Origin of the sequence: Nitrosomonas sp. Is37 (assembly GCF_033063275.1) — a bacterium.
GTDB lineage: Bacteria > Pseudomonadota > Gammaproteobacteria > Burkholderiales > Nitrosomonadaceae > Nitrosomonas.
This window is the reverse complement of sequence record NZ_JAWJYP010000006.1, coordinates 33,437-49,005: the sequence shown is the minus strand read 5'-3', so window position 1 is coordinate 49,005 and position 15,569 is coordinate 33,437. Positions and strand designations below refer to the sequence as shown.

14 protein-coding genes are annotated in these 15,569 nt (G+C 44.4%); 5 read left to right on the top strand and 9 right to left on the bottom strand.

Translation table 11 applies throughout. From position 1 onward, the window contains the following. Nucleotides 1–284: 284 nt before the first annotated feature. Together R2Q26_RS04295 and R2Q26_RS04290 are read left to right on the top strand one after the other, a co-directional pair. Complete coding sequence (locus tag R2Q26_RS04295; RefSeq protein ID WP_317535133.1) at nt 285–782, top strand: NUDIX domain-containing protein; 498 nt, start codon at nt 285–287, stop codon at nt 780–782. 114 nt (nt 783–896) lie between these two features. Then, complete coding sequence (locus R2Q26_RS04290) at nt 897–1,841, top strand: hypothetical protein (protein ID WP_317535132.1); 945 nt, start codon at nt 897–899, stop codon at nt 1,839–1,841. Nucleotides 1,842–1,907: 66 nt separating this feature from the next. Here the strand turns inward: R2Q26_RS04290 and R2Q26_RS04285 are convergent, their stop codons facing one another. The 7 genes from R2Q26_RS04285 to R2Q26_RS04255 all read right to left on the bottom strand — a co-directional run bounded on the left by R2Q26_RS04285 (nt 1,908) and on the right by R2Q26_RS04255 (nt 8,780). Beyond that, nucleotides 1,908–2,318 carry a hypothetical protein gene (locus R2Q26_RS04285; protein ID WP_317535131.1) on the bottom strand — a complete coding sequence of 137 codons (411 nt, stop codon included), beginning with the start codon at nt 2,316–2,318 and terminating at the stop codon, nt 1,908–1,910. A gap of 158 nt (nt 2,319–2,476) precedes the next feature. Further along, nucleotides 2,477–3,226: an SDR family oxidoreductase gene (locus R2Q26_RS04280; protein ID WP_317535130.1), complete on the bottom strand. Its 750-nt coding sequence runs from the start codon at nt 3,224–3,226 to the stop codon at nt 2,477–2,479. Beyond that, complete coding sequence (locus R2Q26_RS04275; RefSeq protein ID WP_317535129.1) at nt 3,204–3,392, bottom strand: hypothetical protein; 189 nt, start codon at nt 3,390–3,392, stop codon at nt 3,204–3,206. Before R2Q26_RS04275 ends, R2Q26_RS04280 begins: the two co-directional genes overlap by 23 nt. 435 nt (nt 3,393–3,827) lie before the next feature. Beyond that, nucleotides 3,828–4,454, bottom strand: a complete 627-nt coding sequence (locus R2Q26_RS04270) for a hypothetical protein (RefSeq protein WP_317535128.1) — start codon at nt 4,452–4,454, stop codon at nt 3,828–3,830. A 751-nt stretch (nt 4,455–5,205) separates the two neighbouring features. Beyond that, on the bottom strand, nt 5,206–5,811 hold the full coding sequence (locus R2Q26_RS04265; protein ID WP_317535127.1) for a hypothetical protein: 606 nt from the start codon (nt 5,809–5,811) through the stop codon (nt 5,206–5,208). A gap of 1,294 nt (nt 5,812–7,105) precedes the next feature. Beyond that, nucleotides 7,106–8,077, bottom strand: a complete 972-nt coding sequence (locus R2Q26_RS04260) for a M28 family peptidase (RefSeq protein WP_317535126.1) — start codon at nt 8,075–8,077, stop codon at nt 7,106–7,108. 523 nt (nt 8,078–8,600) lie between these two features. Beyond that, nucleotides 8,601–8,780 carry a hypothetical protein gene (locus R2Q26_RS04255; protein ID WP_317535125.1) on the bottom strand — a complete coding sequence of 60 codons (180 nt, stop codon included), beginning with the start codon at nt 8,778–8,780 and terminating at the stop codon, nt 8,601–8,603. A 369-nt stretch (nt 8,781–9,149) separates the two neighbouring features. Between R2Q26_RS04255 and R2Q26_RS04250 the strand changes: the two genes are divergently transcribed. From R2Q26_RS04250 to R2Q26_RS04240, 3 genes are all read left to right on the top strand, one after another. Continuing rightward, on the top strand, nt 9,150–9,329 hold the full coding sequence (locus tag R2Q26_RS04250; protein ID WP_317535124.1) for a hypothetical protein: 180 nt from the start codon (nt 9,150–9,152) through the stop codon (nt 9,327–9,329). 275 nt (nt 9,330–9,604) lie between these two features. Continuing rightward, entirely contained in the window at nt 9,605–10,318 is a 714-nt protein-coding gene (locus R2Q26_RS04245; protein ID WP_317535123.1) for a hypothetical protein, read from the top strand. Between the two features lie 42 nt (nt 10,319–10,360). After that, complete coding sequence (locus R2Q26_RS04240) at nt 10,361–10,921, top strand: hypothetical protein (RefSeq protein WP_317535122.1); 561 nt, start codon at nt 10,361–10,363, stop codon at nt 10,919–10,921. A 478-nt stretch (nt 10,922–11,399) separates the two neighbouring features. Here R2Q26_RS04240 and R2Q26_RS04235 read toward each other — a convergent pair whose 3' ends face one another. Together R2Q26_RS04235 and uvrA are read right to left on the bottom strand one after the other, a co-directional pair. Continuing rightward, nucleotides 11,400–12,671: a glycerate kinase gene (locus tag R2Q26_RS04235; protein ID WP_317535121.1), complete on the bottom strand. Its 1,272-nt coding sequence runs from the start codon at nt 12,669–12,671 to the stop codon at nt 11,400–11,402. Then, nucleotides 12,668–15,520, bottom strand: a complete 2,853-nt coding sequence (gene uvrA, locus R2Q26_RS04230) for an excinuclease ABC subunit UvrA (protein ID WP_317535120.1) — start codon at nt 15,518–15,520, stop codon at nt 12,668–12,670. The genes R2Q26_RS04235 and uvrA overlap by 4 nt, the downstream gene beginning before the upstream one ends. Nucleotides 15,521–15,569 lie beyond the last annotated feature (49 nt).

Below are 15,569 nucleotides of genomic sequence, written 5' to 3'. Positions count from 1 at the left end.
TCCCAAGTTTTAGCCACTCTACCCATCGGTATTGGTGTAAGAGATATGGGTCTGAAGGCAATGTTTTTATACTTCCCTTCTCAACAAGCCATTAACAGCTTGCTCACATTTATTTTTATTTAATAACGCAGCAAGAGAGTTTTCTGTTGACATGCAGATAAAGTTTCGGGTGTTTTCTTTAATTAAACTATATGAATGGAGTGTCTACTGATTGATAGAAATAGTTTGAGAGAGGAGAATTGGGGCCAGAGATTGGGGAATCCCCACTTTTGTATAGGTGACTCATGAGCGTTCATAGTGCAGGCATCATTTTGTATCGCTTTATTGAAAGTGAGCTTCAAGTCATGCTTGTTCATCCTGGTGGGCCTTTCTGGGCAAAAAAGGACGATGGGGCATGGTCAATCCCAAAAGGAATATACGAAAAAGATGAAGATCCGCTCGCTGCGGCCAAACGAGAGTTTCGAGAAGAAACAGGACACGAAGTAGACGGAATGTTTATTGATCTCGGGGAGGTAAAGCAGCCTAGTCGGAAAATAGTGCATGCGTGGGCCTTAAAGCATGATTTTGACACTTCAAAGATCGTAAGTAACCTGTTTAGCCTTGAATGGCCACCCCATAGTGGCAAAATTCAACAGTTTCCTGAAGTCGATAGAGCGCAATGGTTTGAAGTACAGGAAGCCAGGGAGAAAATCTTGAAAGGGCAGCGAGCATTTCTTGAAAGATTGATAGAGCAACTTGATTACACACCGGAGAGTGCAGGAGCGTCGCATTATTTTGAGTAATAAAGTGTTGCGATCAAGTAAAACAAAATACTTCCCAAATTTTCTTAGCCGGTAGCTATCAAAGTTTTATGATTAACTGGTCAGGAGCGAAGAAGATCGTTAAAGGAATTGAGGGTGAAGCCGCCATCAAATCAGTTCAGTATTGTCATATTAGTAGTAGTCACTCTTGCATCGTTTCTCGGTGGTTGTGCTACGAGATTGATGCTTTATCCTGAGCTGGCACGAAGAATGGAAGCTCGCTATTTGCCATCTCCAATATCAAACCAGCACCGGGCGAAAAAGGTAATGGTTAAAAACGATTCAGGATATGAGCTGCATGGGCTTTTGTTCGAAGCTGAGGGTGATTCTGCCACAGTTATGGTGTCGGGTGGTAATGCGATGGCAAGAAGCCATGCCTTGGAATATTACAAATTCCTGCTTGGTCATGGTTTCCGAGTGTTGGTATTCAGTTTCCAGGGATATGACGAAAATGAAGGTCGCTCTGATCTTAATTCACTTATTGGTGATGCTGCAGCCTACCATACTTTTTTAAAGTCTGAATATCCTGGTGAAGAAGTTGCCTACATGGGTCATTCTATCAGTAGCGCTGTGGCATTGTGCCTACCACTCAGGGTGACTGGGCTATCCGCAATTATTGTAGAAGGTGTGTTCGATCCAAGATCTATCGCGTATAGCAAACTAAAACAACTTTGGTATCTGTTTCCGTTGTATCCGATTCTTTTACCCACTGCCGTAGCTGTGAGCGCTACCGTACCTGACGAACTTGATGTGGCGAAATGTGTGACCACATATAGTGATATTCCAATTATTTTTATACACCACCCTGACGATGCGGTTACTCCCTTCGAACGAGCGTTTGATCTTTTCAGCGCCTATCAAGGTGACAAGCAGTTTCTTATTCCACGACACTCAGTTCTACCTCAATACCATACTAGCCTGCTGAACGATATGAAAATCCAAAACGAGATCGTTCGGTTCTTGCAAGATCATTTATTAGCGCGGCCACGATACAATAAAAAATTCACTTCTGACCATTCCGCTGGAGACAGAAAACATTGATCGTTGTTAAGAATCAATTAAACTAAGCCAGAAATGACTCAGCAATTTTGAGTCTTTTTTCAGAATTTATTTTTTCGTGGGAGTTATTTTTGTTCTTCGATCCCATGATCGGTCGCTCAAAAATATCTTTTCTCCCACCAATCTGATTTCCGGATACTCACCATGTAATACGAGTACACTTTCGTCGGCAAACTGCAAATATAATCGGCCATTTTGCTTCTGTGGCAGTGGAAGGGGAATCAAGTCATAATATTTTCCATCTAATTCCAAATAACCTCCGACCACAGTATTTGGCAGTGCAGGTAAGGGCACCTCAAGCTGGGCATGCTCCATAAGTATGATCACTTCCTGACTCCAGACGACATCCGGCTTGTGCTCCAAATAAATGCAGGTATAGGAAAAATGTAGCTCCGCTTTTTCATCCTGGAAGCGAAGGTTACTTACGCGTGAATCAAAAAGCTCCAAGACTCTGCCCATAACTGTCACACAATTTTGTGCATAAAAAATTAAACTTCTTTTTTTCTATAACGAATTTATAAAGCATACAGCAAACCCCTGCTCCGCAGGCGAGACAGCTCTGCCTTAGCTCAAATCGCTCAAGCGACTTGCTATGCTCATGATATGGTTTTGTCTTATTACCAGGGAATTTCGCTGCTATCATAGCGTAAGAAACGACCATTGTCCGCCAGGGTAAAAGCGTCGACTATGGAGCGCATACCCTCGACACTTTCTTGGGTAGACAACGGCGCATCCGGGCCACCCATCCGTGTTTGCACCCAACCGGGATGCAGCAATAACACCCCGATCTGCTGCGGCCTTAGTTCTAATGAGAATCCTTTCATGGCGGCATTCAATGCCGCTTTACTGGAGCGGTAGTAATAACTACCGGGGCTTTCGATCTCGGCAATGGAAGCCATGTGGCTGCTGATAGCGACGATTAAACGCTTTTGACCACGCCGTATATGATCAAGGAACGCGCGGCTTACGCGTAAAGCACCCATAGTATTAACGCGGAAAGTGTGGGCCCAGGCTTCATAATCAGTGGCTTGCTCCGGCCGAATGTATTTCTCGAAATAAACCCCTGCATTATTGATCAAGAGATCGATGGGATTATCCGCAAGTTCCTTTGCCAAGGCGTCAATTTGATCGGGATCAGTCACGTCTAGACGATGTGTGGTTAAGGTGTTGTGCTCGATTTCCAGCCGCTGCAGTTCTTCCGCTTGCGCAGGAAATCGGCAAGTGGCGAAAACACGCCAACCAGCTTCCGCATATTGACGACACCACTCCAAACCGAGACCGCGGTTACTACCGGTAATTAGAACGTTTGGCATAATGGTGATGACTTTCTGCGACCAAAGTGCATCAAGCAATTCCTTCCAGAGCATGCCAACAGCGTTTCCATCCCGGCATACCTGTAAGCCCGTCGATCATAGTAATTTTTTCGATCTCTTTGAGATTGTCAGATTCGACGATATCGAGGACATTGAAATTTTCTAACATGGCATAGTTTCCTTCAACATCAGCTTGGCGCATTGTGTCATGATTTACCATCTCACACCTCCGAAACAATGACAATCCTATTCCACGATAACATGTTCCATCGAGACCGACATGGGTGATTTGCGTTGCACGTCACCTGTGTTTTCCGGTATCGGGAAATACCTAGTATTAATTGGATATTCGGAGGAAGCGAAGGTTCCTAACCGCTAGAGCTGTAGAATTACAGTAGATCACAGGGTCATGCCTCACATTTGGCATTCTCATTCCCTGTTTTTCTCCGCTTTCATGTCCGACTCACAGTCGCATAGCTCACACTAAAATGCCCGCTCACTTGAAATAACGTATAGTGCCGGCTCCAATATGCTCGCCCTATTACATATCTTTCGATCTGATATGTGAAATATCCATATTAGATTGTTTCTTTTATTTAGTCATAAAAAAGCCCGCAAAACATCTGCGGGCTTTTTGAAGTATTTGTTTGTTAAATTACGACAAACCCAATATCTCCAAATGGGTAGTAATTTCGCTAGCAGACATACCTACCAGCGTAATCGAAGATTCGCCATCCGTGAATTCAAAGGTGACGTTGCTACTGGTTTCAAAATGATGAGTAACGGAAAGATGCGTATCTGGACCAAAATGAATATCACCGAGTTGGAAAGGTAATATATTGCCAATGTCATGCTGAATAGAGTGATCACCAAGTCCACTGAAACTTATGATGTCATCGCCATGGCCACCAACTAGAGAATCGTTACCACCGCCACTGGTATTTCCGTGCTGATGCGAAGTGGGAACTTGATAATTTTCCACATTGAGATTTAAATATTGAGAATGTTCTGAGTGATCTGAATATATTAAATGTTCTGAATTTCCTGAATATTCTAAATAATTTAAATTTTCAGAGTGTTGAAAATGTTCTATATGCGCATCTACTGTATGACCATGATCCGGAGTATTATCCTTTAAAAGGTCATTCAATATCTCTCTAAGATCTAGGGCGTTTTGTCCATGTTCATTTTCATGCCCATGCCCATACCCATGTCCATTTCCATGCCCATGCCCATGCCCATTTCCATGTCCATGCCCACCACCCATTGAATCATGTCCCATATCTAATAGCTCCTTAAAATGAATAAATAAATTCGCATGAATGATGTTAATTAGAGTGATACAAGTGTTATATGACGTTCGCTTAGAGTCTCGCGGAAATCATCATTCACTTGACTTGGCAATTCAGCAAACTTGCTTCGAACAGAAGTGATTTTGCTGAAATGGCTCCCTCGTACTTAATTGCATTAAATCATTCAGTGCTCTTTAGAATTTAATTGCATAAAACAGACGATAACTTGCTTATTCATCTAACTTTTGCAATTAAACCTGGTTTAGATATCGGCAGTCGGTGTAAAAACTTGAATATAATTTTTACAGCTAAACAAAAGCTTATATATTGGCAGGATGCAAAGACTTAAATGATTTTGCAGACAAATCTAATTATTTTTCAATTGATCGACTATTCGTTATCTCTAACCTTTATCAAGCCATTTCCGGGATGATCGGTATAAACAAAATTGATCCTGGCAGTACAGTCAGAGTTGCTATGAAGAAAATGACCATATTTATTATCTTTTGATATGACGGCATCTTCACTATAAGTTGCCATTTTCCCCCGCTTTCATGTCCGGCTTACAGCCACGTAGCTCACACCAAAATGCTCGCTCACTTGAAATAACGTATAGTGGTATAGTGCCGGCTCCAATATGCTCGCACCATTACATATCTTTTGGTCCAGATATGTGAAATATCCATATATAAAAAAACCCGCAAAACATCTGCGGGCTTTTTGAAGTATTCGTTTGTTGAATTACGACAAATCAAATGTCTCCATATGGGTAGTAATTTCACTAGCGGGCACACCAACCAGCGTAATCGATGATTCGCCATCCGTGGATTCAGGGGGGGCGTTGCTATGGGTTTCAGAAGTATCAGTCATGAAAAGCTGCAGATCAGCACCCGTAGGGATATCATCCGGTGAGATGGGCAGCATATCGCCATTGTCAATCTGAGCGATGTCATCACCAAGGGCATTGAAATCGAAGATGTCATTGCCATGGCCACCAACTAGGGAATCGCTACCACCGTTGCTATTTTCATGCGCCACATTGAGATTTAAATTTTCAGAATTTTCTGAGTGCTCTGAATGTTCTGAATTTTCATCTCTTGAATATACTAAATATTCAGAAGGTTCCGAAAGATTAAAATGTTCTAAATGTGCATCTGCTACATGATCCGGCATATGATCATTTAGAAAATTTTCCACATGTCCATACCCATGTCCATTTCCATGTTGCTCATGTCCATACCCATGTCCGTTTCCATGCTGATCATGTCCATTTCCATGCCCGTTTCCATTTCCATTTCCATTTCCATGTCCATTTCCATGCCCACCACACATTGAATCATGTGCCATATTTAATAACTCCTTAAAATGAATGAATAAATTCGCATGAATGATGTTAATTAGAGCGATGCAAGTGTTATATGACGTCCGCTTAGAGTCTCTTGGAAATCATCGTTAACTCGATTTGATTCAGCAAACTTGCTTCGAACAGAAGTAATTTTGCTGAAACTGCTCACTCGTACTTAATTGCATTAAATCATTCAGCGCTTTTTAGAATTTAATTGCATAAAACAGACGATAACTTGCTGATTCATCTAACTTTTACAATTAAACCTGGTTTAGATATCGACAGTCGGTGCAAAAATTTAAATATAATTCTTACAGTTAAACAAAAGCTTATATATTGGCAGGATGCAAAGACTTAAATGATTTTGCAGACAAATCCAATTATTTTGCAATTGATCGGCTATTCGTTATCTCTAACCTTTATCAAGCCATTTCCGGGATGATCGGTATAAACAAAATTAATCCTGGCAGTAAAGCCAGGGTTGCTGGGAAGAAAATGACATATTCATTATTCTTGATATGACGACATCTTCATCATAAGTCCCAATCTTCTTTTAATCCCGTAATAAAAATAACTTTGCTTTATATACAGCACTATCTGTGCCAATATAATTTATATATTAATAACAAATAGTTATGTGATATCTTATAAGAAAGATATGGAGGAAAAGTCGCCGACAATACATTAGTTTTATACAAAAAATATGCAAAATGTATAATCCCATGTTTTTTAAAAGATTTATTCTGTCTTTAATTAGAGACGCATTTTTATTTATAATACATAAGGCTATGTTTATAAAAGAATTATATTGTCGCTAATTGAGTATATGCTGTATGGAGTATCTGAGTTAATTGGAAATTGGAGTTACTTATTTCTGGAATCAGTTTCGTAAACAGTGATTCGATTTTCAATTTCCTGATCCCATTCAATGATTGGATCGAGTTGATCTAGGGCTAACCAAAGTCTTTCAACCAACGTGATTCTGTTTTTTGGGGAGGGAGTAACGCTTATTAAAAAATGACTTCTGAGTTTTTTAGACCTGATTTCGTAGCAGCATGCGGTTATCTCGGAGCCGCCAATTGCCAGTCAGCAATAGAGTCAAATACAAAAGAGAAGAAAAAAGGCATAAACCGCAACTGTCTGAAACTCGGTTTATTGTTTATTTGTACCTAAATAGAGCTCAGCGTATTAATTGGTGCATTGATCAGAAGAAGGTAAAGAAAAGACCATGCTCTGTTCCTGATCCATTCAATAATAAAATGAGTTGTCCGCAACAAGGAGCCCAGGTTAGTTAATTTATTTGGGCAACTTTAATGTTCGCAAAGCATGAAACAATCCTTCTGCTACTTGTGCCATCGCTGAATAGTTCAGCTTTTCGGGTGTATCTTTCTCCGTATGATAGGCTTCGTAGCGATAAAAAGCTGTATCGGTGACCATCACCGCGGGGTAACCTTCTCGCCAGAAGGATAGATGATCGCTCCATGCTACTCCCGGGATGAATTCAAAGGTAGCCAGAGATTCTAGTGGGAAATCCGAGTGGGATTTGAAGGCTAAAACCAGCTGATTCAATTCATTGCGTGATGCCAAGTTGGAGACCATCGCGATGAAGTTTGCACGATCTGGGTAGAAATATTTAAGAAATAAGGGGTAACTTTGACTGCCTGGCTTTTCGCTGTATGAGCCCAGCATTTCCAGTGAGATCATAAGGCGTATATTCTCATTACGCGCCTTTGCCTGCTGGGCATAAATGGTGCTACCCATCTGACCCCAGAAAAAGAAAGGCCGTTCTTCGTTGGTAAAAGCTACGAAACGTAGGGTGCGTTCTGTTTCGACTGTGGCAAAAAACCGACTCAGTTCAAGAAGCGCAGCAATGCCACTAGCGTTGTCATTCGCGCCGGGTGAACCCTCCACTGTGTCATAATGCGCCCCAACAAGGATAATTTCATGAGGCTTTGTCGTGCCTATCCGGCTGACTTCCAGATTTTTACTTTGTACACCATTGGCTTGGTAATACTGTACTTTCACCTGATAACCCTGCGCAGCCCATTCATTGCTGATATATGCTGCTGCAGCATTGAGTGCATGCAAATGAAAGATGTTACGTTGTCCAATTTTCGACGCGAGATGAAGAACATGGTTATGCAAGCGGTCGGAGAGAGTAGGCGTAGAAGATTTAATTGTTTCTTTCATGGCTAGCATATTTTCTGGAAAAACCACTTTGCTCCATGTCAGTATAAGGCAAATGAGAATAAAGCCAGGTAAACTCATTCACATGTTCCATACTATCATCACGATGAATAATCAGGATCGCTCATTAACCTGCTCCTGTTAATATTACGTACAGAAAGAACGACAATCTAAAGATAGATACCATCCCGAACGGTACAGCGGATAATCAATAAGAGGCAGTATTTCAGTCTAGCAAACCAAAATCTTTGCTGCAGACCCCAAGAGTTCCATACCCATCCAGTTAATATGCTAACCAACACAACTATCACTTATCTGCTTGCAAAATTCAGCAGTAGCATTCTGCAATGCTTAGATTCTAATTAAATGGGGCTGGGGTGGTTATATCACCCATGACCTACAACGCTGCAATCTCTTAGCAGCGCGGGCAGGCGCACTGGACTTCCAGCTCAGACTAAAAGAGGAATTCAGGGTTAATTTTGGTAAAAAGAAGAATAATGCCAAAGCCAACTAATAAATTTGCTCGGTGATCCTGATTACAAAAAAACTGCCCTAAAAGGACAGTTTTTTTGTATCCTGCTTATCCAGCATAGAACGCGTTCCATTATTGGCGGATACCCGTCACGTTCGAGGATGAAGAATCGTTGCTGGGTAAAAAATTGTCGCTGGGCATAGAATCACGGTCCATCATTGCGCTTGGCGGATACTGACCGGGTTTTGGATCCATGCAGGCAGTTAGTAAGGATGCTAGTAAGAGTGCAGCTAATATGAGTGAAAATTTCATTTTTGCAGTCTCCTATATAGAAAAAATACAAATAATTGGACTCAGAGTGGTTTAATTATTTGATCCTTAATATTATTTAATCCTTAATTTTCTGATCGACTCCTAAAGATTGATTCCTGAAGCAGAACAGAAGCAACGGGTTAAACCAATTTAGTTTCGCTGCATGTGGATGCTAAGGGATAGCGAATAGGCAAGCAATAATGCATTTGCATACAATTTTTATTTCTTATGCCAGAAACATCGAACAGAATAGTCATGTGATCTTGACTGGCACATCGTGTGCGTATAGGAAAAATAAACCTAAATTCCTCTTTTAGCCTGAGTTCGTCTTCCACTGCATAAAAACTCGGTCTTCACCCAAGGTGCGATTTGGAAAGGTGCCATTTGGGAATCAATCCCTTCGACCAATGGGGCGTGGATCTGGGCAAGGTGCTGGCTCAACGCATCATCCCTGAACTGGAAAACAAGACAGAGCCCGCGCTCGGACATGATAGCTCCACCAATCATCTGATACGTCGCTATCGACACTTCAAAGGAATCCCCTCATGAACTCGGTCGCAAGGGCTGGAGCATTTGGTCCAGGTCGTACTGGATAACTTGAGTACGCTTACAAATCGAATTACATATTTCATCTAGCGAAAGAACGTTTTTGTTTTACGTATTAGTACGTATGTATTAGTTCATTTAGTAAAAGAATACTTTTGTTCTACGTATTAGTACGTATTTTTTAAATTTGCATATTTTAATAATCTATTGCGGCTTTTTTAGGATTATTCATCAACCATCCAATTTGATAAACATTTATTAAAGGAAGGAAGGGTAAAATGATGTCATTAATCTTCAACCATCTAGGTTTAGTTCTCCATCACAAGAAAGAAGATACCCGGGCACATGCAGGATTTTTCGAGATAATGCTGCTAATGAGCATTTTTCTTTTGCCTTCACTTGAAGCTTACTCAATGGATGTTTCACTTAAGCCAATTTCCGATAGACTCAAGGTGCAAGCTGATGAAACTAAATGGATTAGTTTAGGAGCAGGTTTACGTGGTACAGGAGCGTGGATCGAAAATCAAAGTTCGGGAAATTTAAACGGTGATTTCAGGATCGATAATGCACGTATGTATTTGAATGGACAATTCCATCAATATCTTAAATTCGAAGTCGCTACAGAATGCTTTTTCTGTGACCATCAGGGTTTTCGTAATGATCTCAAGAGGACATACAACATTCTCGCCGCGATTGCAAAATTCGAGTTTAATCGTTATCTCAAGCTCTGGGGAGGACGTATGGTAGTGCCTACAGAACGTGGTGAATTAAGCGGTCCTTTTTTTCATGCCACTTATGACGGCTTTAAAACACCGTTTTTTCCCTCGGATTTCAGTGTAAAGTTTGGAAATGGTGGTGCAGGTCGTTACGGATTGGACGATGGCGCAACCTTGGGGGGTAATGTGGAACCAGGTTTTGTTCCGGGCACGCTTGGCTATGCCATGGGGATTTATCGTGGCCTACAATCATCCCCTAACGAGGGGCCTAATTAAGGCGGCAGCGTACTGACAGCCGCGCGCTTCACATATAATTTTTTGAATCCAGAAAATTATCGCGGCGGCTATTATACTGCTGGTACCTATTATGGTATGGCAGGAGACATTTTGGCGTTGGCATTCGGCATGGCATACCAAAAGAATGGTGCAGGATCATTTGCACATCGTAGTGATTTTCTCGGCTTTGTCGGTGATGCACTGTTCGAGAAAATATTTCCCAATAATATGGGGGTAATCACTGCAAACGGTGAATATAAGCAATTCGACGCTGATTACTCAATCGCTGCATTTGCTGATAGAGATTGTTTCTGCATTTTTGACGGTAAATCATGGACAGTGACAGGTCTTTATTTGATACCAACTAAGGTTCGCATTGGGAAATTCCAGCCTTACGGTAGATTTACCAGTATTCAGCCTGATAATAGTAGCAATCGAGAAGAAATTAAAGGTGGGGTAAATTATGTCATCGATGGCTTTAACGCTCGCCTCTCAGCTTATTATCAAAATGGTGATCTAGCTGTTAAAGGAGCAAATTATGCACCTGGTGTAGCAGGTAACGCGATTGATATTTTCAAAATTTCCTTTCAGTTGCAGATATAAAGATTTCTATAATTAGGTAAAACTTGATTGTTTTATCCTAAAAACCGCTATAAGAACTTCTCGGTAATGGCAAGATGAATTTTACCTCCGGTAAAACATATTCTTGGTAATCCCCTATCCATGCACAGCCAACAAGTGGGTAGGGATTGCACTTTGTTTCGGCTACTCCATTTGTTTAATCTAGTTACATTTTCTGGTTGCCTCATCACTTTTGTAGCCGTTCTGCGGCTTCATTTGAGCAAGGCGTGACAGCACTTTTAATAAATTTTGGCTATTTGTTATAGTTTCACCTAATTGAAGATACTATTGATGTCGCAGTAACCCTTAATCTACGGGGGTTCCAAGCAGTTTAGGTGATTCCAACTGCGGTTTTTAGGTTGAAGACCACCATCCGCATGCTGTTCGGCCTAAATCTGTCGACTAAGTTCATCGAAGTAGATGTTTTACCGACTACTCAAGGAAAAGCAGAAGAAGCTCGCTACCAAACCAAAATGATTCGATAGTCGTTCACATTGGTGCGGGTGGGGCCGGTGATGATCAGATCATCGAGTTGTTCAAAGAAAGTATAGGCATCGTTGTCATTCAGCAGAGCGACAGGATCGAGGCCAAGCTGACGGGCGCGGCTAAGTGAGTCGGGGGTGAGGATAGCGCCTGCGTTATTTTCTGTGCCGTCGATACCATCGGTGTCACAGGCGAGTGCGTAGACTTGTTCCAGTCTATTCAGTGCAATGGCAAGCGAAAGTAAAAATTCGGCATTGCGTCCTCCTCGGCCACGGCCTTTTACCGTCACGGTGGTTTCTCCACCAGAAATCAGCGCTACAGGTGGTTTAAACGGATTGCCGTAATGGCGAATTTCTCTTGCCAGGGCCGCATACACTTTGGCTACTTCCCGTGTTTCCCCGGTGACGGTATCGCCCAGTGTCAGCGAAGAGATGTTGTGCGTTCGAAAAAAATGCTCAGCAGCCTTGAGCGATTGGTGGGCGGTAGCAATGACGCGATTTTGCACATTTCTGAAAATGGGATCATCCGGCTTGGGTGTTTCATCTCCGGCATGCTGACTTCTTTCCTGTAGAATATTCATGACATGGGGAGGGACATTGATCGCATATTGCTTGATCACGGCGAGCGTGTCGACATAAGTGCTCGGATCAGGCACACAAGGGCCTGAGGCAATATGGGTCGGATCGTCTCCGGTGACATCGGAAATGATCAGGCAATGGATCGGCGCACGACAGGCGGCTGCCAGTCTGCCACCGAGCACGGCGGATAGATGCTTGCGCACCATATTGATTTCCTGAATAGAAGCACCACAAAGCAGCAGTTGCTGAGTGATATCCTTGAGTTCCTCCATCGAGATACCCGCAATCGGCAGCGACAGCAAGCTCGATCCACCACCACTGAACAAACCCAGCAGCAGATCATTGGCGGTGAGTGCTTGCACTCTTGCCAGAATCGCTCGTGTGGCGAGTTCGCCGTGCTGATCGGGTAACGGATGACCAGCTTCGATGACTTCAATTTTTCGGGTGGGCAGGCCGTGGCCATAACGCGTGATGACGATGCCCTCCAGATTGGCCTCTGCTGGCCAATGCGCCTCTACCGCCTGCGCCATGGCTGCGGCAGCCTTGCCTGCGCCCACCACCAAGGTTTTTCCTTTTGGCGGACTCGGTAAATGAGCTGGGACTATTTTTAGCGGGTCGGCTGCGTCTAGCGCCACCTGGAAACTGTTGAGCAACAGTTCGCGCGGGTTCAAGCGCTTACCTCAGTGCTTTCCTTTTTACTCGCTGCAGCAAGCATGGGTTTTAGATATTCACCGGTGACGCTCATCGGGTTTTGCGCGATGCTTTCCGGCGTGCCTTCGGCAATGATCTGGCCGCCGCCATCGCCACCTTCTGGCCCAAGATCAATGATCCAATCGGCTGTCTTAATCACATCGAGGTTATGCTCAATAACGACAACGGTATTGCCATGCTCACGCAGCCGGTGCAGCACCTTCAGCAAGAGATCAATATCCTGGAAATGAAGGCCGGTAGTAGGCTCATCGAGGATATAAAGCGTGCGGCCGGTATCACGCTTGGACAGCTCCAGTGACAGTTTCACACGCTGCGCTTCCCCGCCTGAGAGCGTGGTAGCCGATTGCCCCAAGGTGATATAGCCCAGTCCCACATCGAGTAAGGTTTGCAGTTTGCGCGCGACCACCGGCACGGAATCAAAGAATGCAAAGGCGTTTTCCACATTCATTTTCAGGATCTCGTTGATGTTTTTGCCTTTGTACTGAATCTCCAGTGTTTCACGGTTATAACGCTTGCCATGACATACATCGCAGGCGACATAAATATCTGGCAAGAAATGCATTTCTACCTTGATGACGCCATCTCCTTGACAGGATTCGCAACGTCCGCCTTTGACGTTGAACGAAAAACGCCCGGGATTATAGCCACGCTCCCGCGCTTGCGGGACACCGGCAAACAGTTCACGGATCGGCGTAAACAGGCCAGTGTAGGTGGCTGGATTGGAGCGCGGTGTGCGGCCGATCGGTGTTTGATCCATATTGATCACCTTATCGAAAAAAGCCATGCCATCAAGCTCCTGATAAGGTGCGGGTTCCGTGCTGCTGCCATAGAGATGACGCGCCACAGCGCAATACAGCGTGTCGTTGATCAGCGTGGATTTGCCTGAACCCGACACACCGGTGATACAGACCAGCAACCCAACAGGCAGATCGAGATCGACATTCTTTAGATTGTTGCCAGATGCGCCAGTGATTCTCAGCATACGTTCAGGATTGGGGGGAGTGCGGGTTGGCGGAACCTGGATGGTTAATGTGCCAGAAAGATAGCGACCGGTCAGCGAGGATGCGTTCTGCTGAATGTCTGCTGGGGTACCCTGAGCAATTACGCAACCACCATGTTCACCAGCGCCAGGTCCCATATCGACTACATGATCGGCCAGCTGAATGGCATCCTGATCATGTTCCACCACGATCACGCTATTGCCAAGATTGCGCAGGTGCTGCAGCGTTTCTAGCAGACGACCATTGTCGCGCTGATGCAGCCCGATCGAAGGTTCATCCAGCACATACATAACGCCTGTCAGGCCAGAGCCAATTTGACTCGCCAGGCGGATACGCTGGGATTCTCCGCCCGATAGGGTGTCCGCCGAGCGATCAAGCGACAGATAATCAAGCCCAACATTGTTGAGAAATTGCAGGCGGTTGGCGATTTCCCGTATGATCCGTTCCGCGATCGCCTGTTTATGCCCCGCTAGCGTTAGCTGATCGAAAAACAGCTTGGCCTGCTTGAGTGGCCATGCGCTGATTTCATAGATAGTTTTTCCATTGACGTGCACATGCCGCGCTTCACGGCATAAGCGCGTGCCTTCGCAATCGGGGCACGTGCACGAGTTGATGAATTTCGCTAATTCTTCGCGCACGGTTTGTGAGTCGGTTTCATGATAGCGGCGCGTCAGATTGGGAATAACACCCTCAAAAGCATGCGTTTGCTGGGAGGATCGGCCACTTTCATTCAGGTAGGAGAACTTGATTTTTTCCTTGCCAGAACCGTGCAGAATGATGTGCTGGATTTTTTCATCCAATTGCTGGAAGGGAGTTTCTAGATCAAAATCATAATGCCTGGCTAGCGCCATCAGCATCTGAAAGTAAAACTGATTACGCCGGTCCCAATGTTTGATCGCACCGGAAGCAAGCGACAAATGTGGAAAGGCAACGATCCGCTCAGGATCAAAGAAGGTAATCTGTCCCAGCCCATCGCATTTGGGGCAGGCGCCGACCGGGTTATTGAAGGAGAACAAGCGCGGTTCCAGCTCCGATAAGGCATAGTTGCACACTGGGCAACTGAATTTGGCAGAAAACAGATGCTCCGTGCCGCTTTCCATTTCTACTGCCAAGGCGCGGCCATCAGCATGGCGCAAGGCAGTCTCAAACGATTCTGCCAATCGCTGCTTGGCGTCAGGCAAGATTTTCAGCCGGTCGATGACTACTTCGATGGTATGCTTCTTGTTTTTCTCCAATTTTGGCAGATTGTCGATTTCATACGTTTCCCCGTCGAGCCGCACGCGCACAAATCCTTGCGCACGCAGTTCGTCGAACAGATCTAGTTGCTCACCTTTGCGACCGACCACACTCGGTGCCAGTATCATGAGCTTGGTACCTTCCGGTAATTGTAGTACCTGGTCCACCATTTGCGAGACACTCTGGGCGGACAGGATAATGCCGTGCTCTGGGCACCGCGGCTCACCCACACGGGCAAACAGCAAACGCAAGTAATCATGGATCTCGGTGACGGTTCCGACCGTTGAGCGTGGATTATGCGAAGTGGCTTTCTGTTCGATGGCGATGGCAGGCGAAAGCCCCTCGATCAGATCGACATCGGGTTTTTCCATCAATTGCAGAAACTGCCGGGCATAAGCGGACAGCGACTCGACATAGCGGCGCTGTCCTTCTGCGTACAGCGTGTCAAATGCGAGCGAAGACTTACCTGAACCGGATAAGCCGGTAATCACCACGAGCTTGTTGCGTGGAATATCGAGGTTGATATTTTTGAGATTATGGGTGCGTGCTCCGCGAATTTTAATCAGTTCCATCAGCTACCTAAGTATGGGTCAACCTGCTAATATACCTAACTTTCCAGTT

Excerpts from the sequence above, each read along its gene's own strand:
- R2Q26_RS04295 (WP_317535133.1), top strand. The coding sequence starts at position 285 with ATGAGCGTTCATAGTGCAGGCATCATTTTGTATCGCTTTATTGAAAGT.
- R2Q26_RS04285 (WP_317535131.1), bottom strand. The coding sequence starts at position 2,318 with ATGGGCAGAGTCTTGGAGCTTTTTGATTCACGCGTAAGTAACCTTCGC.
- R2Q26_RS04280 (WP_317535130.1), bottom strand. The coding sequence starts at position 3,226 with ATGCTCTGGAAGGAATTGCTTGATGCACTTTGGTCGCAGAAAGTCATC.
- R2Q26_RS04275 (WP_317535129.1), bottom strand. The coding sequence starts at position 3,392 with ATGGTAAATCATGACACAATGCGCCAAGCTGATGTTGAAGGAAACTAT.
- R2Q26_RS04270 (WP_317535128.1), bottom strand. The coding sequence starts at position 4,454 with ATGGGACATGATTCAATGGGTGGTGGGCATGGACATGGAAATGGGCAT.
- R2Q26_RS04265 (WP_317535127.1), bottom strand. The coding sequence starts at position 5,811 with ATGGCACATGATTCAATGTGTGGTGGGCATGGAAATGGACATGGAAAT.
- R2Q26_RS04260 (WP_317535126.1), bottom strand. The coding sequence starts at position 8,077 with ATGAGTTTACCTGGCTTTATTCTCATTTGCCTTATACTGACATGGAGC.
- R2Q26_RS04255 (WP_317535125.1), bottom strand. The coding sequence starts at position 8,780 with ATGAAATTTTCACTCATATTAGCTGCACTCTTACTAGCATCCTTACTA.
- R2Q26_RS04245 (WP_317535123.1), top strand. The coding sequence starts at position 9,605 with ATGATGTCATTAATCTTCAACCATCTAGGTTTAGTTCTCCATCACAAG.
- uvrA (WP_317535120.1), bottom strand. The coding sequence starts at position 15,520 with ATGGAACTGATTAAAATTCGCGGAGCACGCACCCATAATCTCAAAAAT.